The organism is Hamadaea tsunoensis DSM 44101 (genome assembly GCF_000428945.1).
Classification (GTDB): Bacteria; Actinomycetota; Actinomycetes; order Mycobacteriales; family Micromonosporaceae; genus Hamadaea; species Hamadaea tsunoensis.
The window spans coordinates 58,451-81,216 of sequence record NZ_AUAX01000022.1; the positions used below are offsets into that span (position 1 = coordinate 58,451).

General features: G+C 71.7%; 24 protein-coding genes. 11 read left to right on the plus strand and 13 right to left on the minus strand.

What is annotated here, in order from left to right:
* The first annotated feature begins 559 nt into the window (after nucleotides 1-559).
* The 4 genes from G401_RS49015 to G401_RS0128175 are packed head-to-tail and all read left to right on the plus strand — an operon-like array spanning nucleotide 560 to nucleotide 4,199.
* A complete protein-coding gene (locus G401_RS49015) occupies nucleotides 560-1,165 on the plus strand; it encodes a hypothetical protein (RefSeq protein WP_157546470.1) in 606 nt (201 codons plus the stop codon).
* A 2-nt stretch (nucleotides 1,166-1,167) separates the two neighbouring features.
* Nucleotides 1,168-2,295 (plus strand): peptidoglycan-binding protein, encoded by a 1,128-nt coding sequence (locus tag G401_RS0128165; protein ID WP_084557693.1) that lies wholly within the window; start codon nucleotides 1,168-1,170, stop codon nucleotides 2,293-2,295.
* The gene (locus tag G401_RS0128170; protein WP_027345100.1) at nucleotides 2,292-2,978 is read left to right on the plus strand and encodes an ABC transporter ATP-binding protein; all 687 of its coding nucleotides are present in this window, start codon (nucleotides 2,292-2,294) and stop codon (nucleotides 2,976-2,978) included. Before G401_RS0128165 ends, G401_RS0128170 begins: the two co-directional genes overlap by 4 nt.
* Nucleotides 2,979-4,199, plus strand: a complete 1,221-nt coding sequence (locus G401_RS0128175) for an ABC transporter permease (protein WP_027345101.1) — start codon at nucleotides 2,979-2,981, stop codon at nucleotides 4,197-4,199. It abuts the gene before it with no gap.
* Between the two features lie 130 nt (nucleotides 4,200-4,329).
* On the opposite strand, the gene G401_RS0128180 is transcribed toward G401_RS0128175, so the two are convergent.
* The 4 genes from G401_RS0128180 to G401_RS53455 form a co-directional block, all read right to left on the minus strand.
* The gene (locus tag G401_RS0128180; RefSeq protein ID WP_027345102.1) at nucleotides 4,330-4,596 is read right to left on the minus strand and encodes a DUF6295 family protein; all 267 of its coding nucleotides are present in this window, start codon (nucleotides 4,594-4,596) and stop codon (nucleotides 4,330-4,332) included.
* Between the two features lie 3 nt (nucleotides 4,597-4,599).
* Complete coding sequence (locus G401_RS0128185) at nucleotides 4,600-5,340, minus strand: dienelactone hydrolase family protein (RefSeq protein WP_027345103.1); 741 nt, start codon at nucleotides 5,338-5,340, stop codon at nucleotides 4,600-4,602.
* Between the two features lie 184 nt (nucleotides 5,341-5,524).
* Nucleotides 5,525-6,355: an HAD family acid phosphatase gene (locus G401_RS0128190; RefSeq protein WP_027345104.1), complete on the minus strand. Its 831-nt coding sequence runs from the start codon at nucleotides 6,353-6,355 to the stop codon at nucleotides 5,525-5,527.
* Nucleotides 6,356-6,456: 101 nt separating this feature from the next.
* The gene (locus G401_RS53455) at nucleotides 6,457-7,122 is read right to left on the minus strand and encodes a hypothetical protein (RefSeq protein ID WP_051367264.1); all 666 of its coding nucleotides are present in this window, start codon (nucleotides 7,120-7,122) and stop codon (nucleotides 6,457-6,459) included.
* Between the two features lie 259 nt (nucleotides 7,123-7,381).
* Here G401_RS53455 and G401_RS49030 point away from each other — a divergent pair, with 259 nt between their 5' ends.
* Nucleotides 7,382-8,569, plus strand: coding sequence for an MFS transporter (locus G401_RS49030; RefSeq protein ID WP_051367265.1), 1,188 nt, complete (start codon nucleotides 7,382-7,384; stop codon nucleotides 8,567-8,569).
* On the opposite strand, the gene G401_RS49035 is transcribed toward G401_RS49030, so the two are convergent.
* The 4 genes from G401_RS49035 to G401_RS0128220 all read right to left on the minus strand — a co-directional run bounded on the left by G401_RS49035 (nucleotide 8,526) and on the right by G401_RS0128220 (nucleotide 12,690).
* On the minus strand, nucleotides 8,526-9,728 hold the full coding sequence (locus tag G401_RS49035) for a glycoside hydrolase family 3 N-terminal domain-containing protein (protein WP_051367266.1): 1,203 nt from the start codon (nucleotides 9,726-9,728) through the stop codon (nucleotides 8,526-8,528). The two genes, G401_RS49030 and G401_RS49035, sit on opposite strands and share 44 nt — an antisense overlap.
* Nucleotides 9,729-9,746: 18 nt before the next feature.
* Nucleotides 9,747-10,904, minus strand: coding sequence for an alginate lyase family protein (locus G401_RS0128210; RefSeq protein ID WP_027345105.1), 1,158 nt, complete (start codon nucleotides 10,902-10,904; stop codon nucleotides 9,747-9,749).
* 106 nt (nucleotides 10,905-11,010) lie between these two features.
* Nucleotides 11,011-11,796, minus strand: a complete 786-nt coding sequence (locus tag G401_RS0128215; RefSeq protein ID WP_027345106.1) for a TIGR02452 family protein — start codon at nucleotides 11,794-11,796, stop codon at nucleotides 11,011-11,013.
* A 147-nt stretch (nucleotides 11,797-11,943) separates the two neighbouring features.
* Nucleotides 11,944-12,690 (minus strand): methyltransferase, encoded by a 747-nt coding sequence (locus G401_RS0128220; protein ID WP_027345107.1) that lies wholly within the window; start codon nucleotides 12,688-12,690, stop codon nucleotides 11,944-11,946.
* A gap of 92 nt (nucleotides 12,691-12,782) precedes the next feature.
* On the opposite strand from G401_RS0128220, the gene G401_RS0128225 reads away from it, so the two are divergent.
* Nucleotides 12,783-13,013, plus strand: a complete 231-nt coding sequence (locus tag G401_RS0128225) for a hypothetical protein (protein ID WP_027345108.1) — start codon at nucleotides 12,783-12,785, stop codon at nucleotides 13,011-13,013.
* Between the two features lie 3 nt (nucleotides 13,014-13,016).
* Here G401_RS0128225 and G401_RS0128230 read toward each other — a convergent pair whose 3' ends face one another.
* Nucleotides 13,017-13,403: a hypothetical protein gene (locus tag G401_RS0128230; protein WP_157546473.1), complete on the minus strand. Its 387-nt coding sequence runs from the start codon at nucleotides 13,401-13,403 to the stop codon at nucleotides 13,017-13,019.
* A 123-nt stretch (nucleotides 13,404-13,526) separates the two neighbouring features.
* On the opposite strand from G401_RS0128230, the gene G401_RS0128235 reads away from it, so the two are divergent.
* On the plus strand, nucleotides 13,527-13,976 hold the full coding sequence (locus G401_RS0128235) for a hypothetical protein (protein WP_027345110.1): 450 nt from the start codon (nucleotides 13,527-13,529) through the stop codon (nucleotides 13,974-13,976).
* 82 nt (nucleotides 13,977-14,058) lie between these two features.
* On the opposite strand, the gene G401_RS0128240 is transcribed toward G401_RS0128235, so the two are convergent.
* On the minus strand, nucleotides 14,059-14,856 hold the full coding sequence (locus tag G401_RS0128240; RefSeq protein ID WP_027345111.1) for a class I SAM-dependent methyltransferase: 798 nt from the start codon (nucleotides 14,854-14,856) through the stop codon (nucleotides 14,059-14,061).
* Nucleotides 14,857-14,950: 94 nt separating this feature from the next.
* Here G401_RS0128240 and G401_RS49040 point away from each other — a divergent pair, with 94 nt between their 5' ends.
* Together G401_RS49040 and G401_RS49045 are read left to right on the plus strand one after the other, a co-directional pair.
* A complete protein-coding gene (locus G401_RS49040) occupies nucleotides 14,951-15,550 on the plus strand; it encodes an ABC transporter ATP-binding protein (RefSeq protein WP_034593389.1) in 600 nt (199 codons plus the stop codon).
* Nucleotides 15,547-16,959, plus strand: a complete 1,413-nt coding sequence (locus G401_RS49045; RefSeq protein ID WP_034593390.1) for a DUF6297 family protein — start codon at nucleotides 15,547-15,549, stop codon at nucleotides 16,957-16,959. Before G401_RS49040 ends, G401_RS49045 begins: the two co-directional genes overlap by 4 nt.
* A gap of 174 nt (nucleotides 16,960-17,133) precedes the next feature.
* On the opposite strand, the gene G401_RS0128255 is transcribed toward G401_RS49045, so the two are convergent.
* On the minus strand, nucleotides 17,134-18,198 hold the full coding sequence (locus G401_RS0128255; RefSeq protein WP_157546476.1) for a hypothetical protein: 1,065 nt from the start codon (nucleotides 18,196-18,198) through the stop codon (nucleotides 17,134-17,136).
* 226 nt (nucleotides 18,199-18,424) lie between these two features.
* On the opposite strand from G401_RS0128255, the gene G401_RS0128260 reads away from it, so the two are divergent.
* Together G401_RS0128260 and G401_RS0128265 are read left to right on the plus strand one after the other, a co-directional pair.
* Nucleotides 18,425-19,402: a glycosyltransferase family 2 protein gene (locus tag G401_RS0128260; RefSeq protein WP_034593430.1), complete on the plus strand. Its 978-nt coding sequence runs from the start codon at nucleotides 18,425-18,427 to the stop codon at nucleotides 19,400-19,402.
* A complete protein-coding gene (locus G401_RS0128265) occupies nucleotides 19,395-20,504 on the plus strand; it encodes a glycosyltransferase (RefSeq protein ID WP_027345114.1) in 1,110 nt (369 codons plus the stop codon). Before G401_RS0128260 ends, G401_RS0128265 begins: the two co-directional genes overlap by 8 nt.
* Here G401_RS0128265 and G401_RS49050 read toward each other — a convergent pair.
* Both G401_RS49050 and G401_RS0128275 read right to left on the minus strand, forming a co-directional pair.
* The gene (locus tag G401_RS49050; RefSeq protein ID WP_051367267.1) at nucleotides 20,501-21,889 is read right to left on the minus strand and encodes a hypothetical protein; all 1,389 of its coding nucleotides are present in this window, start codon (nucleotides 21,887-21,889) and stop codon (nucleotides 20,501-20,503) included. The two genes, G401_RS0128265 and G401_RS49050, sit on opposite strands and share 4 nt — an antisense overlap.
* Nucleotides 21,886-22,758: a hypothetical protein gene (locus tag G401_RS0128275; RefSeq protein WP_027345115.1), complete on the minus strand. Its 873-nt coding sequence runs from the start codon at nucleotides 22,756-22,758 to the stop codon at nucleotides 21,886-21,888. Before G401_RS0128275 ends, G401_RS49050 begins: the two co-directional genes overlap by 4 nt.
* Nucleotides 22,759-22,766 lie beyond the last annotated feature (8 nt).

The following is a 22,766-nucleotide window of genomic DNA, read 5'->3' on the forward strand; positions in this document are numbered from 1 at the left end:
TTCAAGATCAAATGCCTTTTGTCCCGGGTTCGTCGATCTCACCTCCGCTCCTCGCGCGGGAGACCGTTCCGCCCCTATCGCTGCGCTCCGGGGACTCCACTGCCACCTGAGTGGGGCGACGCATCGTCCACCGTGGCTCGGTCACCGCTTCACCCCACCCCCCACCCGGCCTTTGTCGCGACTGTCCGATATGGGTGCCGAGTGGGGTCGGTGAGGTGATCGTTTACGGCTGTGGTGTCGAAACGGCCACCCGATGCATGATCGTTTACGGTTCTGGAGCACGTTGACCGGCTTTGGCTACACCTGACGCGTCATTGATCATGCAGATCGGGCTGGATTTACGCCTTAGCCGTAAACGATCAAGAAATCAGCACCCGGCGCCGACCTGGCGGAAGGTGAGATCGACGAACCCGGGACGAGAATCCGGCCTTGAATTTGATCTTTGCTCGGGCTGGTGTTTCCTCGGCGTTAGCGGATGAGGAAGCGCCCGGGAAACAGGCTCCGCCGAAGACTGCGATGCGACGGCCGGAACAGCCGGTCGCGGATCGTGGAGTGGATCATGACAGTGTTCGTACGCGGGTCGAGCCGGGGGACGCTCGTCCTGCTCGGGCTCGGGCTGCTGGCGTTGGCGCTGATGCTGGCCGCGGCCGGCTGCGCCAAGAAGGACGACGGCAGCAAGGTCGCCTCGGTCACCGGTACGGCCTCGGCCCAGCCCGGCGCCAGTCCCACGCCGACCTTGTCGGAGCAGGACCGGTCGCTGAAGTTCGCCCAGTGCATGCGGGACCACGGTGTTCCCATGGACGACCCGAAGATCGACGGCAACGGCGGGATCCAGGTCCAGATCGGCGGCAACGTCAAGAAGGAGGACGTCGACGCGGCCCAGAAGGCGTGCAAGGACTACTCGCCCGGCGGCGGTCCCGGCGGCGGCAAGGTCGACCCCGCTCTGCAGGAGAACATGCGCAAGATGGCGCAGTGCATGCGGGAGAGCGGCGTACCGAACTTCCCGGATCCGAGTGCCGACGGCGGCATCGCCATCGACGGTTCGATCGCCGAGGATCCCGACTTCAAGGCCGCTCAGGAGAAGTGCATGAAGCTCATCCCGCCGCCGAGCGGCAAGGCCCAGATCGGCTCGCTCACCGCCCCCGGCAGCGGCGGGAAGGGCTGATCATGACCGAGACCACCACCAGCGCAGGCACGCCGGACGAGCCGGTGGCCGTTCCCCGGTCCCGCCGGCGGCGGCGCAGGGGCAAGGCGGCGGCGGGCGCGGCGGCCGTCGTGGTCGTCGCCGGAGCGGCGGCGGCGGCCACGATCGGCTTCGGGGGCCATGGTCCGAGTACGCCGGCCGCGGCGGGCCTGCCCCCGTCGACCGCCCAGGTCACCCGGCAGACGCTCGACGACACCCAGTCCGAGGACGGCGACCTGGCCTTCGGCCCGACGACCTCCCTGAAGGTACGCCTGCCCGGCACCGTCACGTCCCTGCCCTACAGCGAGACCGTCGTCGCCCGCGGCAAAGCGCTGTACAAAGTGGACAATACGCCGGTCGTGCTGATGTACGGGACCGTTCCGGCGTACCGGGAACTGGGCACAGGTGCCAAGGGTGCCGATGTACGCCAGCTCGAACAGAACCTGAAAGCGCTGGGCTACAAAGGATTCACCGTCGACGACAAGTTCACCTCCGAAACCGCGGCCGCGGTCAAGGACTGGCAGGACGATCTCGGGCTCACCAAGACCGGCCGGGTCGAGCTGGGCCGGGTCGTCTTCAGCCCCGGCGCCGTACGCGTCGACAGCGTCAGCGCCGATCTCGGCGGCGAGGCGCAACCGGGGCAGGAGGTGCTCGCGTACACGGGAACGGTGCGCGTGGTGACCGTGAAGCTGGACGTGGCCGACCAGCGCCTGGCGAGGAAGGGCGCGAAGGTCTCGGTACGCCTGCCCGACGGCAAGACGGTGAACGGGAAGATCGACCGGGTCACTACGAAGATCGAGAGTTCGGACAGTCCGAACGGCGGGACCGAGACGAAGATCGAGGTGCTGATCTCGCTCGACGACGCCCAGGCGGTGGCCGGGTTCACGGCCGCGTCGGTGCACGTGGAGTTCACGGCCGGTCAGCGGACCGGCGTGCTGACCGTGCCGGTCGGCGCGCTCGTGGCGCTCTCGGAGGGCGGCTACGGCGTCGAGGTCGTCGAGGGCTCGGCCACGCACTACGCCAAGGTGGAGACCGGCCTGTTCGCCAACGGCCGGGTGGAGGTCACCGGCGACGGCATCGCCGAGGGCACCACGGTGGGGATGCCGCGGTGATCGAGCTGACCGGCGTCACGAAGGTCTACCCGGGCGGGGTACGCGCGCTCGACGGGGTGAGCCTGTCGATCGGGGCGCACGAACTCGTCGGGATCGTCGGGCCGTCCGGCTCGGGCAAGTCCACCATGCTGCACGTCCTCGGTACGCTCGACCGCCCGACCAGCGGCACGGTCGTGATCGACGGGTACGACGTGGCGAAACTGTCCGACCGGCAGCTGTCGGCGCTGCGTTCGAGCCGGATCGGCTTCGTCTTCCAGCAGTTCCATCTCGCGCCGGGCCTGTCGGCGGTGGACAACGTCGCCGACGGCCTGCTGTACGCCGGGGTCGGCCTGGGGGAGCGGCGGCGGCGGGCGGCCAGGGCGCTGGTCCGGGTCGGGCTCGGGCACCGGTTCGACCACGAACCGCACGAGCTGTCCGGTGGCGAGCGGCAGCGGGTGGCCATCGCCCGGGCCATCGTCGGGGATCCGCCGCTGCTGCTGGCCGACGAGCCGACCGGCAACCTGGACAGCGTCTCCGGGGCGGCGGTCATGCGGCAGCTGCGCGAACTGCACGAGTCCGGCACGACCGTCATCGTGATCACGCACGACCGGGAGATCGCCGGCGGACTCGACCGCCAGGTGCACATGCGGGACGGGCTGGTCGTCGAGGACACGCGCGGCGCGTACGCCGGAACGGGGGTCTGAATGGCAACGGTGGAGCTGGACCGGCCGCGGCTGGCGCCGCCCCGGATGCGCCCGCGCGACATCGTGCGGGTGGGCGCGGCGGGACTGAGCACGCGACCGACCCGCGCGCTGCTCTCGGCGCTGGGCATCGCGATCGGCATCGCGGCGATGATCGCGGTGGTGGGCATCTCGGCCTCGTCGCAGGCGGACCTGGACCGCAAGCTGGCGGCGCTGGGGACGAACCTGCTGACGGTGTCGCCGGGGCAGACGATGTTCGGCGACACGGCCGTGCTGCCGGTCGAGTCCGAGGCCATGGTGGCGCGGATCGGGCCGGTGCAGGCGACCTCGGCGACCGGCAAGGTGACCGGGGCGAAGGTCTACCGCTCGGACAAGGTGCCGGCGGCGCAGACCAACGGCATCTCGGTGCTCACGGCCCGGGTGACGCTGCCGGCCACCGTCGGGGCGACGGTGGCGTCCGGGGCGTGGCTGAACGACGCCACGGTCAACTATCCGGCGGTGGTGCTCGGCGCGGCCACCGCCGAGCGGCTCGGCCTCGGCAAGGTGGATCCGCAGACCCGGATCCAGGTGGGCGGGCACTGGTTCAGCGTGGTCGGCATCCTCGACCCGGTGGCGCTCGCGCCCGAGCTGGACTCGGCGGCGCTCATCGGCTGGCCGGTCGCGCAGAGCGTGTTCGGCTTCGACGGGTACCCGACGACGATCTACACCCGGTCGCTGGACAGCCAGGTGGAGAACGTGCGGGGAGTGCTCGCCGCGACGGCGAACCCGTCGGCGCCCAACGAGGTCAGCGTGTCCCGACCGTCCGACGCGCTGGTCGCCCAGCGGGCCGCCGGCACGGCGTTCACCGGCCTGCTGCTGGGCCTCGGCGCGGTGGCCCTGCTCGTCGGCGGGGTCGGCGTGGCGAACACGATGGTGATCTCGGTGCTGGAACGCCGGGCGGAGATCGGCCTGCGCCGGTCGCTGGGCGCCACGCGCGGCCAGATCCGGCTGCAGTTCCTGGCCGAATCCCTGCTGCTGTCCGCGCTGGGCGGGGCCGGTGGGCTGTTCCTCGGCATCCTGGTCACCACCGGGTACGCCTTCTACCAGGACTGGCCGTCGGTGGTACCGGCGTGGGCGACGGTCGGCGGCCTGGCCGCGACCATCCTCATCGGAGGGATGGCGGGGCTGTACCCGGCGATCCGGGCCGCGCGCCTGTCACCCACCGAAGCCCTGGCCACCCCCTGACGCCCCTCCCTGGGGCCCCTCCCAGGGGCCGCTTGCTTGATCCCGTTTGGATCAGGGATCGCCACGTGATCTTGGGTCAAGATTCGGGTGATTTCCCTGATCCAAACGGGATCAAGAGCAGGCGGGGCGGTCAGCGGGTGAGCTCGGCGGGAACCGCGTCCAGCGCCTCCTGGATGGCGGCGACCAGGCGGCGGGCCGACTCCGCGGTCAGCTCCAGCGCGATCCGGGCGGCCGGGCCCTTCGCCGGGTCGGTGAAGTCGATGTTGAGCGTGTGGTCCGCCATCGCGTGGACCGGGTGGTCGAAATAGACGGTCGCGTCGGTCACGCGCAGCCAGCTGCCGCCCGGTCCCTTGCCGGAGCCGTCGACGCACAGGCACACGGTCTCGTAGGTGCACATCGCTCAGCCCGCCAGGTGCTTGCCGTAGAAGGCCGCGATCCGCTCCCAGCCGTCGTTCGCCGCGGCCACCCGGTACGCGGGCCGGTCGACCGCGAAGAACGCGTGCCCGGCCTCGTCGTAGGTGTGCTCCTCGAAGTCCTTGCCGTGGGCGGCCAGGATGTCGCGCAGCTCGGCCACCTGCTCCGGGCCGGGGTACTTGTCGTCCGCCCCGAACAGGCCGAGCAGCGGCGTACGCAGATTCGGCAGCTCCTCGACCAGATTGCGGCGCATCGGCATGCCCTCGGGCGGCGTACCGGTGACGAAGGCGCCGTAGCAGTCGACGGCCGCGTCGAGGTCGAGACGGCAGGCCGCGAGCACGGACTGCCGGCCGCCGGAGCAGTAGCCGATCACGCCGACCCGGCCGTTGGCGGTGTCCAACCCCCGCAGGTACGCGGCCGCGCCCGCCACGTCGCCGACGAGCCGGTCGTCGGGGACGCCGCCCTGGGCCCGGGCCGTGGCCGCGGCGTCGTCGGGGGCGGCGCCGGGCGCTTCACGCCAGTAGAGGTTGGGGCAGATCGCGTCGTAGCCGAGTTCGGCGAACCGGCGGACGATCTCCTTGGTGGCGCGGTCGTAGCCGGGCATGTGGTGGATGACGACCACCCCGCCCCGCCGATCGGTCTCCGCGGGCCGGGCCAGGTAGGCCTCGATCTCGTCGCCGCCGTCCCCAGTGATCTTGATCGTGCTGGTGGTCATCGAGTCGCTCATCACGTGATGAAATCACGCCTGCCTGAGCCGCGAGACAGGACCCGTCGCCCCCTTGATCCCGCTTGGATCAGGGATCCCCACGTAATCTTGGGTCAAGATTCGGGTGATTTCCCTGATCCAAACGGGATCAAGGCCAAACGGGATCAAGGCCAAACGGGATCAAGCGCCAAACGGGATCAAGCGGTCAGGGGAGGAAGTAGTTCGGGTTGGGGAGCTTGAAGGTGCGGTCGGCGTACCCGCCTTCGAGGTCGCTGTACTGGTCGCCGAAGTTCGCGACGATGTCGTAGCCCAGCGCCTCGATGTGCGCCCGCGTCGCCGTCTTGTAGTGCAGCGTCGTGCACGACCCGTTCGGGTCGCCGGCGCACACGGCCTTCAGGTAGTCCGGGTAGTCCGCGACGGCCGGCTTGGTGAACAGGCCGTCCTCCCCGTTGACGAGGGTCGTGGGCTGCGGATATCCGGCGTCGACACCGACACCGTCCGAGGTCAGGTTGCCCAGCGTGGCCGCCTCCTGGGCCGCCGGACGGCCGGTGAGGTAGAAGACGGCGTACCCGGCGCGCTGGGCGGCGGTCACCATGTCCACCATGCCGGGCACGGCCGGGAACAGCTGGCCGTTGACGTAGGTCGCGTTCGTCGCCGGGTTGTACGCGAAGTTGCTGGCGACCTCGTAGTTCCAGGTCAGCAGGGTCGTGTCGTCGACGTCGAGCAGGATCGCCTTCGGGGCGCCGCCGTGGTGGTGCGCGGTCAGCCAGCGGGATCCGGCGGCGGCGACGCTCTTCGCCTCGTGGGCGTAGTTGCTGTCGGGCGAGGAGACGCCGGTGTTCAGCGGGTCGCCGTAGTAGTTGCGGATCTGCTGGCGCAGCACGTCGATGTTGGTGATCTGGTCGGCGTACTTCGGGGTGAAGGTCTTGATGGCCGGCTGGGCGGCCGTGTCGGCGTACGCGACGCCGCCGACGGTGAGGCCGATCAGCGCGAGGGCCGTGGTGACGGCCAGGCGCCGGGTTCGGGAGACTGCCACTGTCCGCTCCTATCCGGGAGGTTAACCCCGGGCATCGGGAATGTGAACAGAGGGCACCGTAACCCGGCGATCATGGAGCCGCCACCGCGACCCACCCCGGATCAGTTTCCGCCGAAGATGCGGCTGAGCAGACCCTTCTTCTTGCGCTGCCGCGGCACGACCGTCTTCTCGACCGACTTCGTGTGCTCGACGTGCTCCTCGACCGTGTGGTGGTCGGCGTCCTTGACCTTGACGTCGGTGGCGATGTCGGTCTTGGTGTCGGTCTCGATGCCCTTCCTGGTCACCTTGCGGCGCGTCTTGGTCTTCTCCACCACCGTCGCGTCGACCTCGGCCTCGTCGGCGGTCTGGTACTCGGCCGCCGGCTTCGCGCTCGCCTTGCGGTAGCGCAGCGGCTCCCACAGCGGTCCGGGGATCACGTGCACGCCGAAGTGCGTACGGTGGTGGACCGCGCAGAGCGCCTCCAGGTTGCCCGGTGACTCGATCCACTCCTGGAACTCGTCGTCGGAGTCGATGCTGAGGCCGAGCTGCTTGTTCAGCCGGTCGAAGTCGACCGCGTTGGTCTGGGAGAACTCGATGTGGGAGTGGTGCAGCTCCACGTTGCCGCCGCAGTAGTCGTCGTTGATCACGCACTGCCACAGACCCTGCCGCTTCATCCGAGCCTTGACCTGCTCGAAGAGGTGGTAGTGCGGGTCGTCCTCGCGCGGCTCGTGCTCGGGCACGTGCGTCACCAGGTGCAGCGTCAACTTCTGGTCGTGCTCTGCGGTCATCGACTCTGTCCTCGGTCCGATGCGAATCTTGACAGTCCATCATGACCGGACGGATGAGACCTTCGGAAGTGGACAATTGGACGGTCCGGGGCGGCATTGAGCTGCTCCTACGCACGATCGTAGATCTTCCCGCCGGACCCGGTAGACTTGTCCGCGCTCGGCCCCACCCATCGGCCTTCGCGCCGTACCTCCTGGTGGCCGGGAAACTCCAGCGCGCGTTCCCGCGCGCCCGTTTCCCGACCGACGGGTGGTCTCTGCCGTGTCCCTGCTCCTCTCCCGCGACTTCGGTCCACTGTGGTGGGCCACCGCCATCTCCACCACCGGCGACTTCGCCCTGCGCGTCGCGCTGCCGGTGGGCGTCCTCGCCCTGACCGGGTCGGTCGGCCAGGTGGCGGCCGTCGTCGCCGCGGGCATGCTCGGCGGCGCGCTCACGCTGCCGTTCGCCGGCGCGCTCGTCGACCGCTGGGATCGCCGCCGCACGCTCGTCGCGGCCAACGCCCTCCAGGCGCCGCTCGTGCTCGCGCTGCTCACGCGCGATCCGCGGGCGGTCGTCGCGGTGGCCTTCCTCGCCGCCGCCCTGGCGAGCTTCGTCGGCCCCGCCGAGACCGCGATCCTGCCCGGACTCGTTCCGCCCGACCGCCGCGCGGCGGCGAGTTCCCTCCTCGGCGTCGCCATGAACACCGGCCGTCTCGCCGGCCCCGTCGTGGGTGGCCTGATCGCCGCGCTCCCGCTGGTCGCGATCGTCGACGCGGCCTCCTTCGCCCTGGCCGCCGCGCTCTGCTGCCTGATCCGCGGTCGTCACCGCAGGCACGCGGGAGTACGCGTACCGGGGTGGGCGGGTCTGCGGGAAGCGGCCGCCAACCGCACCGTCCGCGCGATCCTCGCGCTGCTGGCCATCACCTCGGTCGGCGACGGGATGATGAGTACGCTCTTCGCCGTCTACGTGACCGGTCCGCTGCACGGCGGCGCCCGGGAACTCGGCTGGTGCACGTCGGCCCAGGCGGTCGGCGGCATCCTCGGCGGCCTCGTCGCGGCCCGGTTCGCCCGCCGGATCCCGCCGGTGCCGCTGATCGCCGGGTGCTACACGTTCTTCGGCCTCGTCGACCTGGCCATCTTCAACTACCCGCGGATCGGTTCCGGTGTGGCGCCGGTGGTCGCGCTGTTCGTGCTGGTCGGCGTACCGGTGGGGGTGCATGTGGGAGCGATCTGGGCGCTGTTCCAGTCGGCCACCCCCGACGCCGTCCGCGGCCGCGCGTACGCGCTGATCTGGACGGGCGCGACGCTGACCGCGATCGCCGGAACAGCCGTCGCGGGCGCGTACGCCGACCCGGCCGACGTGATGTCCCTGCTGACCGTGCAGGGCGTCGGCCCGCTGGTCGGGGCGGCCGTCTTCGTGCTGCTGCTCAGGAGCAGAGCGACACCTTCTTGGCGGCGAGAACGTGCGTGACCGCGTTCTCCAGGCGGGCGCGGGTGAGCGTACCGGCGTTGACGGCGGCCACGATCGCGTCGGCCGTCTGCCTGGTCACCGTGGCCACGTCACCGGCCGCCGCCGTGAACATGATCATGTCGTTGCCGGCGATCAGCGCCTGCGCGGCCGCCTTGGGCACCTTGTAGCCGGCCTTGTTGACCGCGGTGGCCGACAGCGAGTCGGTGATGACGAGGCCGTCGTACTTGAGCTGCTCGCGCAGCACCTTCGTGACCGCCTCGGGCGACAGGCTCACCGGCAGCTTGGTCAGGCCCGGCACGGTCGCGTTGGACGTCATGATCGCGGGCAGCCCGGCCTTGACCGCATCGGAGAAGGGGAGCAGGCCGGCCTTCTGCAGAGTGGTCCACGGCAACGTGGTGGCGCTGGCGGAGTCGGTGTTCGCGGACGCGTACCCGAGGCCGGGGTAGTGCTTGACGACCGGGACGACGCCCGCCTCGGCGAGCCCTTGGGCGAACGCGATGCCGGCCGCGGCGGCCTTCTTGGGGTCGAGGCTGAAGGAGCGCGACCCGTCGGGGTTGCTCTCACTCGGACCGCTGCGGTCGTCGAGGTCGAGCACGGGGGCGAGATCCATGGTGACCCCGACGGCCTTGAGCTTCCTGCCGGTGGCCAGGGCCAGCGCGCGGATCTGCGCGGGTGTCATGGTCGCGGCCATCTTGCGGGCCGACGGCAGGTCGCCAACCACATTGGACATACGCTGGACCGTGCCGCCCTCCTCGTCGGTCATGACGAACGGGGCGATGCCGCCGGGAGCCTTGGCGGACAACGTCTTCAGCGATGCGGCGAGACTCGCCGGCGCCTTCGAGCCGAACAGGATCACCCCGCCGGCACCCGCCGCCACCTGGGCGCTCGCCGTCGACACGCTGCCCTCGTTGGCGGGCACGGTGATCGTCTGCATCGCCAGCTTCTGCAGCGACCAGCCGGCCAGCGCGCCCGCCGTCGTGCAGCCCGGCGGGACGGCGCTCGGCGACACCTCCTCCGAGGGCGGCGTGCTCGACGCGCCCTCGGAGGTCGGCGTACCCGGAAGGCTCCAGGTCGGCGGGGGTGCCGTGTTGCAGGCGGCGGTCAGGAGGACCGGCAGGGCCAGCAGGACCAGGGCGGCGAGACGTCGGCGCGGGGGCACCTGCTCAGTGTGCGGTACTCAGGCCGGATTGTCGCCGTGCGTGAGGGTCTCCCACGCGACGAAGAGGTTGTCCGTGCCGGCCGGCCGTTGGGCGAGGGTGAGCGCCTCGGTGTTGGTCATGCCGTACCCGAGGCGGTTGTGCATCGCGTTGAACCCGACCTCGGTCACCGGGCCGAGCCCGAGCGTCAGCGTCCCGCCGCACAGCCACGATGGCACAGCGGCACCGCGCTGGTAGGTCGACTGGAAACCGAGCGCCTGCCGCAGCCGCTCGCCGACCTGCGGGTACAGGTCGAGGTTCTGGATCCGCGAGGTCTCCGCGACGTGCGAGATGGCCGAGATCCCGTACCCGGTGTGGGTGAAGTCCCGGCAGGTCTCCTGGGTCAGCCCGGTCACGAACGTCGACTGGCCCTGCCAGTACGCGATGATCTGCGAGCTGGTGGTCAGCCCGCTGCCGGGGACCGTGTAGGGCAGCGCGCCGTCCGTCGACAGGTACACGTAGGCGTGGACGCGGTTGAGGTAGCGCGTGACGGCGGCGTCATAGGTGGTGTGGTCGTCGAGGAAGACCGCGATCCCGACCGTCGCCTCCATCATGGACAGTTCCCAGTTGCCGTTCGAGTTGGAGCCGTTGCGGATCTCGGGCAGGTAGACGTTGCGCAGCATGGTCGCGAACCGCGCCGAGTTGGGCCAGCTGGAGTAGGTGTACTTGATGATCTCGGCGGCCCGCGGCCACACCGACCCGGCCCAGGCCGTCTGCAGCGGGGCGTTCGAGTTGGTGTGATCGGTGATCTTCGCCGACCACGCGTCCATCAGCGCGATCGCCTTCTTCGCGTACGCGGAGTTGCCGGAGATGTACCAGGCCAGCGCGTCGGTGTACGCGGCCAGCGCGTCCTCCCGCTCGTCGGTGCACCCGTAGTTCGGGTTCGAGTACGGGCCGCATTCGACGACCGATCGCGGCGCCGGGGTGCGGGACAGGGAGGCGTACCGGCTGCCGATCATGGCCGAGTACGCCGCACTCCACGGCTGGGCGCCCGCGGCGACCTTGCCCTTGACGAAGTCGAGCTGGGCCCGGCTGACCAGCACGCCCGGATGCACGAAGGCGGTCGCGGCGTGGGCGGGGAGCGCGGGGATCACCGCCGCGAGGCCGACGGCCAGGACGGCGAGGGCTCTACGAATCATGGCCACTCCTTAGGAAGTTAAGTTTCCTAATGGTGGGCTCGGCGGATATGCCTGTCAATCCCTGGATATTCGTCCACGTATGTGGAAGGGATTTGTGTGAAGGGGGCTACCGCACGAACCGGCGCTGGAAGGCGGCGTACACGTCGAGGGGCCGGCCCTGCCAGACGGCGAAGACCACCTGCTCGAAGCACGGCATCGCCGCGAGCGCCTCGGCGAACGCGCCGGCCACGGTCTCCGGGTCGTTGCGGAACACGCCGCACCCCCAGGCGCCCAGCACGAGGCGCCGGTGCCGGTTCGCCGCCGCGACGGCCAGCACGTGCCGGGCCCGCCGGGCCAGCACCGCGGGGACGTCACGGGCGTACGGGAGCTGGTTGTCGAGGATCGCGCCGAGATTCGGGGCCGCCGCGGTGAGGAAACTGGTCGTGTAGGGCTCTTCCAGCAGCCGGCCCTTGTCGTTGCGGAACACCGGTACGCCGGGGGAGTAGATGACCCGGTCGCTGTAGCGAAGATCCCGTTCCTCGCGGTGGAACTCGTAGAATTCCGGGACCTTGAGCAGGCACCGGTAGAGTCCCGAACTGCGGGCGACACTCTCCTCCTGCGCCTGGGCGCCGCCGAGGAAGCCGCCGCCGGGATTGCGCGCCGACGCGAACACGAGGGTCGCCGCCTCCGGCCCGACCCGGCGGGCAGCCTCCAATGTGGATTCCTTGGTGACCTCAATGGTCGCTTCGGCCGGCGTACCCTCGAAAAGAGGTGGCGAGGTGTAGAGCCGCGTGCCCGCGATGGAGGCTCGGACCTGGTCGGCGATGTCGACCTCGACCCCCTCGGTGCGGTACGCGCCCGCGTCGGTGATGACGACGGTCTGGCGCGCGATCTCCCCAAGGCGTTGGCTCACCGCGCCATCCTTCCACCCCTCCCGCCACCCTTCCCGCCGCCCTTCCCGCCACCCTTTCCGACGATCTTGCGCGAGTGCCCCGAATTTCGCCGGAAATGCCCGAGAAGCCCGGACATTCGCGCAAGATCGTCGCAACGGGAGAGGGGGTTACCAGAGGTAGGGGAGCAGGGCTTTCCGGTCGGGGTAGTCGGGGAACTCGGACTGGTACCAGCGGTGGTTGGCGAGGGCGCGGGGGGCGAGGTTGGCGATGGTGTAGACCGCGAACGCCAGTCCCGCGAACGACCAGGTCGCCAGCGCCCATCCGAGCCATTCGACGATCTCGCCGAGGTAGTTGGGGCTGGACACCCACCGGTAGGGACCGCCCTGGGGGATCTTGTAGCCGCTCTCGCCCGGCCGCCGCAGCGCCCGCAGGATGCGGTCGGACCGCAGGTTGAGCGCGAGCCCGCCGGCGAAGAGGAGGACGCCGATCAGGAAGCGCGGGTCGGCCAGCCATGACGTGGGATAGCTTCCGTAGTGCCCGATCCACATCCCGTTGACGTACGCGTTGAGCAGGTTGAACGCGAACGCCATCGCGGCCACGGCCAGTGGCATGCGGGTGCCGCCCCGCAGCCGGAAGGGGTAGACGAAGGCCCGGTGCACGTAGTGGATCTGCCACAGTGCGAGGAGCAGCAGCGGTACCAGGGACGCCCGGTTGGCCCCGGTCGCGAAGAAGTACGCGACCAGCAGCGAGGCCGGCGCCTCCATCACGAGCCAGCCGAGCCGGGCGGGGATCGAGGGGCCCCAGCCGGGGCGGTTGTGCCGGCCGTAGGGGGCGACGATGAAGCGCAGGCCCGCCATGGTCAACGCGGCGAGGATGAATTCGGCGAGGACGAAGTACCTGTAAGGGGCCGGCATGTCCGTAGTTTAGGGGCACTCCGGCGGGTGCTTTCGGCGCGTTTCCGGACGGCGGTCGGGCGGGGTGCGCCGGGCGACCGTAGGGTCGGGGTATGACCGAACCCCACGACATCTCCCTGTACACCGAATACCTGCCCACGCTCGACGAGGCGCTGGAGCGGGTGGCCGCGGCCGACCTGCTGGGCCTCGGCTTCCGGCTGGAGTCCTACGTCGTCGCGGACCCGGGTGACGACGACTCCGCGCCCCGCAACGAGTACGCGTTCACGCTGCTCAGCGAGCTTCCCGTCCGCTTGGACGAGTCGAGCGTGCCGGCCGCGGAGTAGCCGTCAGAAGCTGTGACCCTCTTGCTCCGCGATGTATTCGGCCGCGTTGCCGCCGTCGCCGGGGTGCAGGATCATCGGGCGGACCATCGTGGCGATCTCCTCGGCGGAATGCCCGCCGCCGCCGGGCGTCCACGTGGGAGCGAACTGTTCCAGCAGGTACGAGAACGCTCCCACGCGGGCCTCGGCGGCGTGCAGCGCCTGGGTGCCGGCCCAGGTCCCGGATCGGCCGATCAGTGCCGCGCGGGCGGCGGCCCGGGCTTCGACCGCCTCGTCGAGGGCGCTCACGAGCCGGTCACGCGTACGGGTGCCGGGTTCGGCCTCGGCTGCGCCGACGGCCTGGCGTACCGCCCGCCAGGCGTCCTCGAACCGCTCGACGGCCGCTTCGCTCATGGGCACCATTGTCGCAGGCGTCCGGGACGGCCATCGCTTGATCGATGAGTGTCGTTGCGTACGCGGGTCCGCGGGGTTACGTTCCTCGATGCCCATCGTCGTCATGCCCTCGGGAGGCCCGGCATGAGAAAACTGCTCCTCGCCCTCGCGGTGGCCGCCGCCGCCGTCACCCTCGGACCCACCCCGCCGGTCGCCGCCGCGGGTCCCGCCGCCTGCACCGGGACGATCGTCATCACCGGTCTGGCGTTCAACCCGGCGAGCATCGCGGCCGGAGGCACCTCGACCGCCACGCTCGCCGCCGCCAACTGCACCAGCCGGCGCCAGCAGGTCACGGCCACCTGGGTCGGCCGGTTCGCCAACGCGTCGAGCGGCCCCGCGATCCCGCAGGGCTGCCCGGCCCTGGACCCGCTGAACACCCCGCTCGACTTCCCGCCCGGCGGCGCGCTCACCCGGTCGGTCACGTACCTCGTGTTCAAGGACTGCACGGCCGCGGTGCTGCACCTGACGGTGACCATCGCCAACGGCGTCCAGGTGCTCGCCACCCGCAGCGCCGACCTGCAGATCACCCACTGAGACGATCGTCCGGCACGGCGGCCGACCGCCGTGCCGGACCCGGTGCGCCGGGTGCGGCCGCGAACGATCCGCACGACGGGCGCTACACGACGCAGATGAGCTCGCCGTGCGGGATGAGGAACCAGCCGTCCGACTCCGCCGCCCACCGCTGCCAGGCCGCCGAGATCCGGTCCAGGTCCGCCGGGACCGCCGCGCCGGTCTCGAGTGCCGTCGTCGCCATCTCGGACTTCAGGATCCGCTCGGCCCACATGCCGCCCCACCACGCGCGGTCGGCCTCGTTCGCGAAGCACCAGACCGAGGCGGTCGCGCGTACGTCGGTGAATCCGGCGGCGTGTGCCCAGGAGAGCAGCCGCCGGCCCGCGTCCGGCTCGCCGCCGTTGCCCCGGGCGACCTTCTGGTACAGGGCCAGCCACTCGTCCAGTTCGGACAGTTCGGGGTACCAGATGAACCCGGCGTAGTCGGAATCGCGTACCGCGACGATCCCGCCGGGCTTCGTCACGCGGCGCAGCTCCCGCAGCGCCTGCACGGGATCGGCCACGTGCTGCAGCACCTGGTGGGCGTGCGTCACGTCGAAGGTGTCGTCGGCGTACGCGAGCGCGTGCACGTCCGCCACGGCGAACTCGACGTTCGCGGTGCCCCGCCGGGCGGCCTCGGCCCGCGTGAGCTCCAGCGCACCGGCGTTGTACTCGGTGGCGGTCACGGTTCCGGGGGCGACCAGGTCGGCGAGGTCCATGGTGATCGTGCCAGGTCCGGCGCCGACGTCCAGCAGGGACATTCCGGGCCGCAGGTACGGCAGGAGGTACGCGGCCGAGTTCTCGGCGGTACGCCACCGGTGGGAGGTCAGGACCGATTCGTGATGGCCGTGCGTGTAGCGCTTCATGATCCTTAAGGTAGTCCTGGCATCCTGAATAGTGGAAGGAAAATCCCGCTATATGGACAGCCGATCGTTGCCACCGGCGGCTAGGCTGACTGCCGTGGTGCTGAAGGTCGAGGGAGTCGCCGTCGGGTACGGCGGCGTACCGCTGCTCAAGGGGCTGGACCTGACCGTGCCGGCCGGCGCGGTCGCGGTCTTCCGCGGTCCGAACGGCTCGGGCAAATCGACCCTGCTGCGCTCCCTCGCCGGACTCGTCGCCCCGATGGCCGGCACGATCAGCGCGGACGGCGTACGCGCCGACGACCGGGACCCGCGCTATCGGCGTACGGTCGCGTTGCTGCTGGACGGGGGAGCGTGGTACCCGGACCTGACCGCGGCCGAGCACGTCGAGCTCGTCGAGCGGGCCAACGGGCCGCTGCCGGACGGCTGGCGGGCGGCCGGGACCTTCGGCGTCGAGGAGTTCGCGGGCGAGACGCCGGGGCGGCTGTCCTCCGGTCAGCTGCAGCGGCTGGCCCTGGCCATGGTCTTCGCGCGGCCGAGCGCGCTGCTCGTGCTCGACGAGCCGGAGCGCCACCTCGACGCCGAGGGGCGCGCGACCCTGCGCGCCACCTTGCTTTCCTATGTGGACGCCGGCCGGGCGGCCGTCGTCGCCACGCACGACGCGGACCTCGCGGGCACGCAGGAACACCTCCTGGGATGAGCGCGACCGGGGACGTGCGCCGCTGGCTGCGGCGCAAGCGGCGGCACAACACCGCCGAGCGCCTCTACACCACCTTGCTCGCGCTGGTCATCGGCGTACCGACGCTGGTCTCCGCCGCCGGCGGGGCGCTGCGCCGGCTCGACGCGCGTCACCTCGCGCACGCCATGCCCCCGGCACCGTCCGCGCTGCTCGCTCTCGGCCTTCTCTGGTACGCGTTGTGCCTCGCGGCCGCCCTGCGGCTCGGTCCCGTCACGTCCTCGGCCGCCACCGTGACGTGGCTGGCCACCAGTCCGCTCGACCGGCGCCGGTTGCTGCTGCCCGCCGCCGGGTGGGTCCTCGGCGCGGGCGCGCTCGCGGGCGGCCTCTACGGCACGGTCGGGGCGTTCGGCCTGGCCCTGCCCGCCGCGCCCGCCGTCGCCTTCGCGGCCGCTTGCGCCGCCCTCGGCGTCACCCTGGCGGCACTGCTGATCTGCGTACAGACGGGGGCGTACGCGCGCTGGGGCGAATTCGTGATCGTTCTACTCGTCGCCGCGTCGGCGGTGGTGACCGTCCTCCGACCGGCCCTTCCGTCCGATGTGGATGTTCCGTGGCTTCCGTTCGCCGTGGCCGCCGCGATCTGCGGTGCGCTGGCGGTGTGGCGCCTCGGCCGGCTGCGCTGGCTCGCCTTCGCGGGCGGTACGCGACTCGCCGCGACGATCGCCGCCGGCGTGGTCACGCTCGACCCCGGCCTGGCCGCCCGCGTCTTCGAGGAGCAGCGCGGCGCGGCACTGCACCCGCGGCGTACCGGATTCGGAACGGCACTCGGCTGGCGCGCCGTGGTACGCCAGGATCTGCTGTCGGCGGTCCGCGCCCCGGAACGGTGGACGGTGTTCGCGGCGACCGCCGTCGTCCCGGCCACGGCCGCCCAGATCCTCGGCACCGGTGTCGTCCTGGCCGTCGTCTGGCTGCTGTGCGGGGTCGCCGGGATCGCCGGGGCGGGCGCGAACATCCGCCGCGACCATGACCAGGCCGCGCTGCCCCGGCTGCTGGGTCTGCGTACAGGCGTGTTGACGGCGGCCCGGGCGGTCGTGCCGGTGCTCGTGGGAACACTGTGGACGGTGCTCTCGCTGGCGCTGGTGGATACGCGCTACCTGGTGTGGGGCGTGCTCGCGGGCCCGGCGCTGGCCACGGGGATGATGCGCGCGGCGCGGCGCGGGCGGGTCCGGCACGAGTTCCCGCCGATCGTGACGCCCGCGGGCCTGATACCGACCGGCATCCTGCACTGGGCGATCCGCGGCGTGGACCTCGCGGCCCTGCTGCTCGCGCCCACTCTTGTCGTCCTGAGCGGCGGGTCGCTCCCGCTCTTGGCGCAGGCGGCCGGGTCGGTGGTGGGACTCGCCCTGTTCCTCCGCCGCGCCGCCCGCCCCTGACCCGCCCCCGGCCCCGTCCCCGGCCCCGGCCCCGACGCCAAGATCCCGTTTGGATCAGGGATCTCCACGTAATCATGGCCCAAGATTCGGGTGATTTCCCTGATCCAAGCGGGATCTTGGGGGTAGGGGCGGCCGGGGCGGGGCGGGGCGGGGCGGGGTGGGCGAAGAGCCGGGTCAGGTGGTGCCTACGGTGACGGCGCCGTTGCCCGCGAGCGCGCAGAACGTCGCCGACGCGCAGGCCAGCGCGGCCGAGGACGGTACCTGGCCCGGCACCGGCACGCTCCGCCAGCGCCGCCCGTTCCAGTGGTACAGCTTGCCGGCCGGCGCGCCCTTCTCCGTCGCCCCGAACAGGAAGCAGCTGTCGGCCGCCGGGCAGTCGAGGTCCGCGCCGCCCGCGAGGGCCGGCAGGCCGTCGGTTCCGGTGGTGACGATGTGCCACCCGGCCGCGTCGAGGTGCAGCAGGACGGAGGCGGCCGCCCCCGGCTCGTCGACCGGCTCGGCGTTCGCGGCCAGCCAGCAGTCGTTCGGGCAGGTGAGCGTACGCGGATCGGCGCGCAGGAGGGTGTTGCCGGACCGGTCGGGCAGCGGTGGCGCCTCCCGGGTCTGCCAGGCGGTGCCGTCGAAATGCCGTAAACGCGACCCCGGTTGCAGCAAGACGCAGTCGCCGGTGCCCCGGCAGGCCACCCGCGCCTCGCCGGTGGTCACCTGCCCGGCGGCGGGTTCGGCGGTCCAGCCGCCGTCGCGCAGGCCGTAGAGCACGTCGTTCTCGGCGACCCAGCACGGTCCTTCGGGCTGGCAGCCGAGCGAGGGCGCGGCCGGGGCGGCGGGCAGCAGCTTCCACCGCGTCCCGTCGTAGTGCAGCGCCTCGTAGGTCGCCTCCCCGTTGGTCGGGGCCTGCGTACGCGCCGCCCAGCAGTCGCTCGCCGCCGAGCAGTCCACGGCCGCGACCGCGCCGTCGCTGCCCTCGTCGTCGACGGGTACCTGGGCGGCGACCAGGGTCGTGCCGTCCAGGCGGCCGAGGACCATCTGCCGGGTGCCGGATTCGCCGCCGACCCAGCAGCCGGCCGCGCGGGCGCAGCCGATGCTGTCGAAACGCGTACCGGCGGGTATGCCGTCGAGGCGGGCCGCGGTCCAGGTCAGCCGGCCCGCGTCCCGCTCGAACAGGACCCACGTGACGGCCGCGCCGGCCGCGAGTACGACGGCCGACGCCAAGGCGATCACCAGTGTTGTGCGAGACATCCGTTCCCCCCGGTTCGCAGCTCGCTTGTTCCTCCATTCCAACTGCCGCGGACCCCGCGTCAGAACCCGCCGAAGCGCTCGAACCTGTCCACCCTGGACGGACGTACGCGACGGATCGGCCGACGTCTTCCGGGAGCGGGGCGACGGGCGACGGGTGTCCGCGCAGCTAGGCGACGCGCGGGGCGGGCGCGGGCCACCCCGGAAGGGTTGGGCTAGTGTGTTCGCCATGCCCGAGGCCGGTAATGCAGAGGTCAGCCCCGAAGTCAGCGTCGTCATCCCGACTTTCGCCCGGCCCGAGCTCGTGACCCGCGCGGTCCGCAGCGCGCTGGCCCAGACCGTCGAGAACATCGAGGTCGTCGTCGTCATCGACGGCCCGGACGAGGCCTCGGTCGCGGCGCTGGCGGAGATCGCCGACGAGCGCCTGCGGGTGGTCCCGCTGACCGAGCAGGGCGGCGCCCAGAACGCCCGCAACACCGGCGTACGCGAGGCCCGGGCGGCCTGGACGGCCATGCTCGACGACGACGACGAGTGGATGCCCCGGAAGCTGGAAGTGCAGCTGGCCGCGGCGGCCCGGGCGGACGCGGCCTCGCCGATCGTGGCGACCCGGCTGATCAACCGGACCCCGCGGGCGGAACTGATCATGCCGCGCCGGCTGCCCGCGCCCGGGGAGCCGCTGAGCGAGTACTTCACCGTCCGCCGCGGCCTGTTCCACGGCGACGGTTTCATCCAGACTTCGACGATCATGGCGCCGACCGAGCTGTTCCGGCGCGTCCCGTTCACCCCCGGCGTACGCCGGATGCAGGAGCTGGACTGGACGCTGCGGGCGCTCGCGGAGGAGGACGTCGACCTGGTCTACACGTCGGACGCCCTGGTGCTGTGGCACACCGACGAGGACCGGCCCCGCATCAGCGCCGAGACGCCGTGGCAGTCCCAGCTCGACTGGCTGATCCGCAGCCGGCCGCTGATGACCCCCCGCGCGTACGCGGCGTTGATGATGAGCGTGGTCAGCTCGATGGCCGCGCCGACCCACAGCCCCAAGATCGCGAAGACCATCCTGAAGGAAGCGCGCAGGAACGGCCGGCCGGGCCTGATCGACTACGTGACCTTCGCCCAGATCTGGCTCATCCCGCAGGACCTGCGGCGCGGGTTGCGCGACCGGATCCTCAAGCGCGGCAAGGCGAACAAGGCGGTCTCCGGTGACTAGCAAGCGGCGTGTGGTGATCTGGCGCAGCTACCTGCTGCCCGCCTCGGAGACGTTCGTCCGCAACCAGGGCGGCGCGCTGACGGAGTGGGAGCCGACGTACCTCGGCGCGACCAAGGTCGAATCCTTCATCGCCACCCCGTCCGACGTGATCGCCTTCCCGCCCGGCGGCAAGGACTTCCTGCGGCTGCGGGTCACCGGCGGCTCCGCCCGACTCCGGAAGGTGCTCGCCGGGCTGCGGCCCGACCTCGTGCACGCGCACTTCGGCGGCGACGGCTGGCTGATCAGCCGCGAGGCGGGCAAGGTCGGCGTACCGCTGGTGATCACGCTGCACGGGCTCGACGTCACCAGCCAGCCGAGCCGCCCCGGCCCGCTCGGCGCGCGGTTCCGGCGCAACCTGCGCACGGCCTTCGGCCGCGCGACGATCATCATCGCCGTGTCGGGCTTCATCCGGGACAAGGCCATCGCGATCGGCGCCGACCCGGCCAAGGTACGCGTACACCACACCGGAATCCCGCTCCCCGAAGCCGTCCCGGCGACCGGGGAGAAGAAGTGGGACGTGATCTTCGTCGGCCGGTTCGTCGAGAAGAAGGGCATCGACGACCTGATCGAGGCCCTCGGTACGCTGCCCGGCGTCCGGTCGCTGTTCATCGGCACCGGACCGCTGGAGGAGGGGCTCCGCGCCCGGGCCGTCGAGCTGGGGCTGGACGCGACCTTCCTCGGTGCCCAGGACGCCTCGGTCGTCCGCGCCTCCCTGGCCGACGCCAAGATCTTCGTGGCGCCGTCGAAGACCGCCCCGAACGGCGATTCCGAGGGGCTGCCGACCACCATCCTCGAAGCCGCCGCGCAGGGGCTGCCGACGGTGTCGACCTACCACAGCGGCATCCCCGAGGCGGTCGTGCCCGGCGAGACCGGCCTGCTCGGCGCGGAAGGGGACCGGGCCGCCCTCGCCGCGTCGATCCGTACGCTGCTCGGCGACGACGCGGCCCGGGAACGCATGGGCGCGGCTGCCCGCGCGTACGTCGAGGAGCATTTCGACCTCGCGAAGCAGACCCGCCGCCTGGAAGCCCTCTACGACGAGGCCGTCCGCTCCTACCGCCGCTAGCGGGGGCGGATCGTCCGGGTGATGGTGCGGACCGTGCGGCGGGCCGCCCTCGCCCCGCCCATCAGCGCCCGTCCGGCCCGCGCCGGGCCCTTCGCGCTGAGCAGGTCGATGATCCGCAGCGCCCGGTTGAGCGAGTTCTCCCGCGCGGTCAGCCGCTGTTCGTAGTACTCGAATTTGGCGTGCGCCTCGGCCAGTTCGGTCGCGAGCCTGTCGCGCTCCGCGGTCAGCTCGCGGAAGGCCGTCGCGGACGGTCCCGCCGGTGCCGGCCCGGAGAACTCGATCGTGTCGCCCGTCATCGCGGCCAGCATCCGGGCCAGGTCGTCCACGCCCGCCGGCGACGGCCACGGGTGCGCGTACCCGCCGTCGAGGACGGTCGCGGCGAACGCCCGCAGCGCCGCCGCGTGCTCGCCCGCCTCCGCCAGCGGCGCGAAGTCCACCAGCTGGTCGGCCGGCACACCCGCTGCGCGGTCGCGCCACTGCCCGAGCAGCTCCCGCACCGCCGGCAGGTCCCGCTTCAGGGCCGCCTCCAGCAGAAGATCCTCCAGCGTACGCCCACCGGGCAGCTCGGACCGGTCGACCGGTTCCCCGTCGACGAGTGCGTCGGGCAGACCGCCGGCCGGGCCGGTGACGAAGATCCACGCCGGGGCGAGCTCGGCCGCGGCACCGTGGCGTACGGCCTCGTGCGCGAGGCGTACCGGGTCGGACAGGACGGGCGCGGCGGGAGCCATGGCCCGGCTGAGGACGGCGTCCACGTAGCCCGTCCGCGACTCGTCGGCCAGCAGTTCCGTCGAGAGCAGGGCGGTCGGCGCGATCGGCCCGGGGAAGACGGCGTACGTCCGGGCGACTGGGCGGCCGAGGGCGGCGCTCACCCGGGCCAGCCCGGCCGGGCGGCTACGGTCGTGCGCGTCGCTGACCAGCCACTCCGCATCCGACGGCTCACCCGGCAGAGCGGTCAGCCGGTGCAGGCCGAGCTGGTTGTCGAAGCCGAGGACGAGCCGCCCGTCCGGGCGCAGCGTCGCCAGCAGCACGTTCAGCGCCTCGGCCCAGGACAGTTCGGCGCCCTCGACCGAGTTGAGCCGGCCGACGCCGTCCAGCGCGATCACGGTGTCGAACGCCGCCGGTTCGCTCAGCTTCTCCAGGGCGCCGCACAGGATCGTCGCACCGGGATGGCGGGCCGCGAGGGTCTCGGCGTCGCTGATGCCGCGTACCAGGATCGTGACGTCACCGGGCACGGCGTCGATGATCGACGTGTCGTGCGGGCCGGCGATGAGCGTACGCCCGGACCGCAGGAAGGGGGCGAACGAACCGCGTACCGGACCGGGGCCGTGGGTGCCGTCGAGGTCCGACCAGACGAGCATCTCCCCGCCGATCAGCCGCGGGGTCACCGGACCCCCTCCTTGAGCAGGCGAGAGTCTTCCACGAAGGGCTCCTGGTACGCGTTGGGCCAGCGGAAGAGCCGGCGCAGCTCCTCGGGCGGCAGCAGGTGGTCGGCGCCGAGCTCGGCCCGGATGATCTCACGCGCGACCGGCAGGTCGAGCCGCGCGCCGTGCAGTTCGGGCCAGATACGCTCGATGCGCGGCTGGCCGCCCCACGCGTGGCTCTCGCGTTCGAGCTGCATGGGGTCGCCGTAGACGGCGGGTTCGCACCCGGCCAGCGTGCCGTAGAAGACGGCGGAACTCAGCCGGTTGGACGCGACCCGCTTGTGTCGTCGCTGCTCGGCGAGCTGCCGGTAGAGGAAGTCGGGGTCGAGGTTCTCCCACCAGCCGCCCCGGTAACCGTGACAGATCACCCGGAAACCGGCCTTCTCGTACCGGCGGCGGTTGCGCTTCGACTGGAACTCCTGCCAGTACAGGCAGATGGTGACCGGACCGTCCTCGGTCGCGCGGATCTCGTCGACCAGGCGGTCGTGGTCACCCACGACGTGCTGGCCCTCCCAGCCGTGGAACGGGTACCAGATGGTCCCCTCCCGCTGGTCGACCGCGCCGAAATCGGGCTCCATCTCGATCAGGTAGGCCCACGGCGACCCCACGACGTACGTCTCGCGACGCCCCATCGACCAGGCGCGCCGGCGGATCCGCTCCGACCACAGGAAGATCGGCGTACCGGGGACGAACTCGTGGTCGGCGGCCATGCCGTCGCCGATGTTCCAGCCGTGCTGCAGGTAGCCGTGGATCCGCGGGGGCTCGCGGTCGTCGAGGCCGCAGTAGCGCGCGAGGACGTGCGAGTGGCCGTAGTAGTGGTTGGCGTGGTGCACCTACGCTC

Bases quoted from the DNA above. Each gene is read 5' to 3' on its own strand.
- G401_RS0128185 (WP_027345103.1), bottom strand. From the start codon at position 5,340: ATGAGCGACTCGATGACCACCAGCACGATCAAGATCACTGGGGACGGC.
- G401_RS0128175 (WP_027345101.1), top strand. From the start codon at position 2,979: ATGGCAACGGTGGAGCTGGACCGGCCGCGGCTGGCGCCGCCCCGGATG.
- G401_RS0128230 (WP_157546473.1), bottom strand. From the start codon at position 13,403: ATGAGCGAAGCGGCCGTCGAGCGGTTCGAGGACGCCTGGCGGGCGGTA.
- G401_RS0128260 (WP_034593430.1), top strand. From the start codon at position 18,425: ATGCCCGAGGCCGGTAATGCAGAGGTCAGCCCCGAAGTCAGCGTCGTC.
- G401_RS53455 (WP_051367264.1), bottom strand. From the start codon at position 7,122: ATGACCGCAGAGCACGACCAGAAGTTGACGCTGCACCTGGTGACGCAC.
- G401_RS0128210 (WP_027345105.1), bottom strand. From the start codon at position 10,904: ATGATTCGTAGAGCCCTCGCCGTCCTGGCCGTCGGCCTCGCGGCGGTG.
- G401_RS49015 (WP_157546470.1), top strand. From the start codon at position 560: ATGACAGTGTTCGTACGCGGGTCGAGCCGGGGGACGCTCGTCCTGCTC.
- G401_RS0128225 (WP_027345108.1), top strand. From the start codon at position 12,783: ATGACCGAACCCCACGACATCTCCCTGTACACCGAATACCTGCCCACG.
- G401_RS0128235 (WP_027345110.1), top strand. From the start codon at position 13,527: ATGAGAAAACTGCTCCTCGCCCTCGCGGTGGCCGCCGCCGCCGTCACC.
- G401_RS49045 (WP_034593390.1), top strand. From the start codon at position 15,547: ATGAGCGCGACCGGGGACGTGCGCCGCTGGCTGCGGCGCAAGCGGCGG.
- G401_RS0128220 (WP_027345107.1), bottom strand. From the start codon at position 12,690: ATGCCGGCCCCTTACAGGTACTTCGTCCTCGCCGAATTCATCCTCGCC.
- G401_RS0128240 (WP_027345111.1), bottom strand. From the start codon at position 14,856: ATGAAGCGCTACACGCACGGCCATCACGAATCGGTCCTGACCTCCCAC.
- G401_RS0128180 (WP_027345102.1), bottom strand. From the start codon at position 4,596: ATGTGCACCTACGAGACCGTGTGCCTGTGCGTCGACGGCTCCGGCAAG.
- G401_RS0128255 (WP_157546476.1), bottom strand. From the start codon at position 18,198: ATGTCTCGCACAACACTGGTGATCGCCTTGGCGTCGGCCGTCGTACTC.
- G401_RS0128165 (WP_084557693.1), top strand. From the start codon at position 1,168: ATGACCGAGACCACCACCAGCGCAGGCACGCCGGACGAGCCGGTGGCC.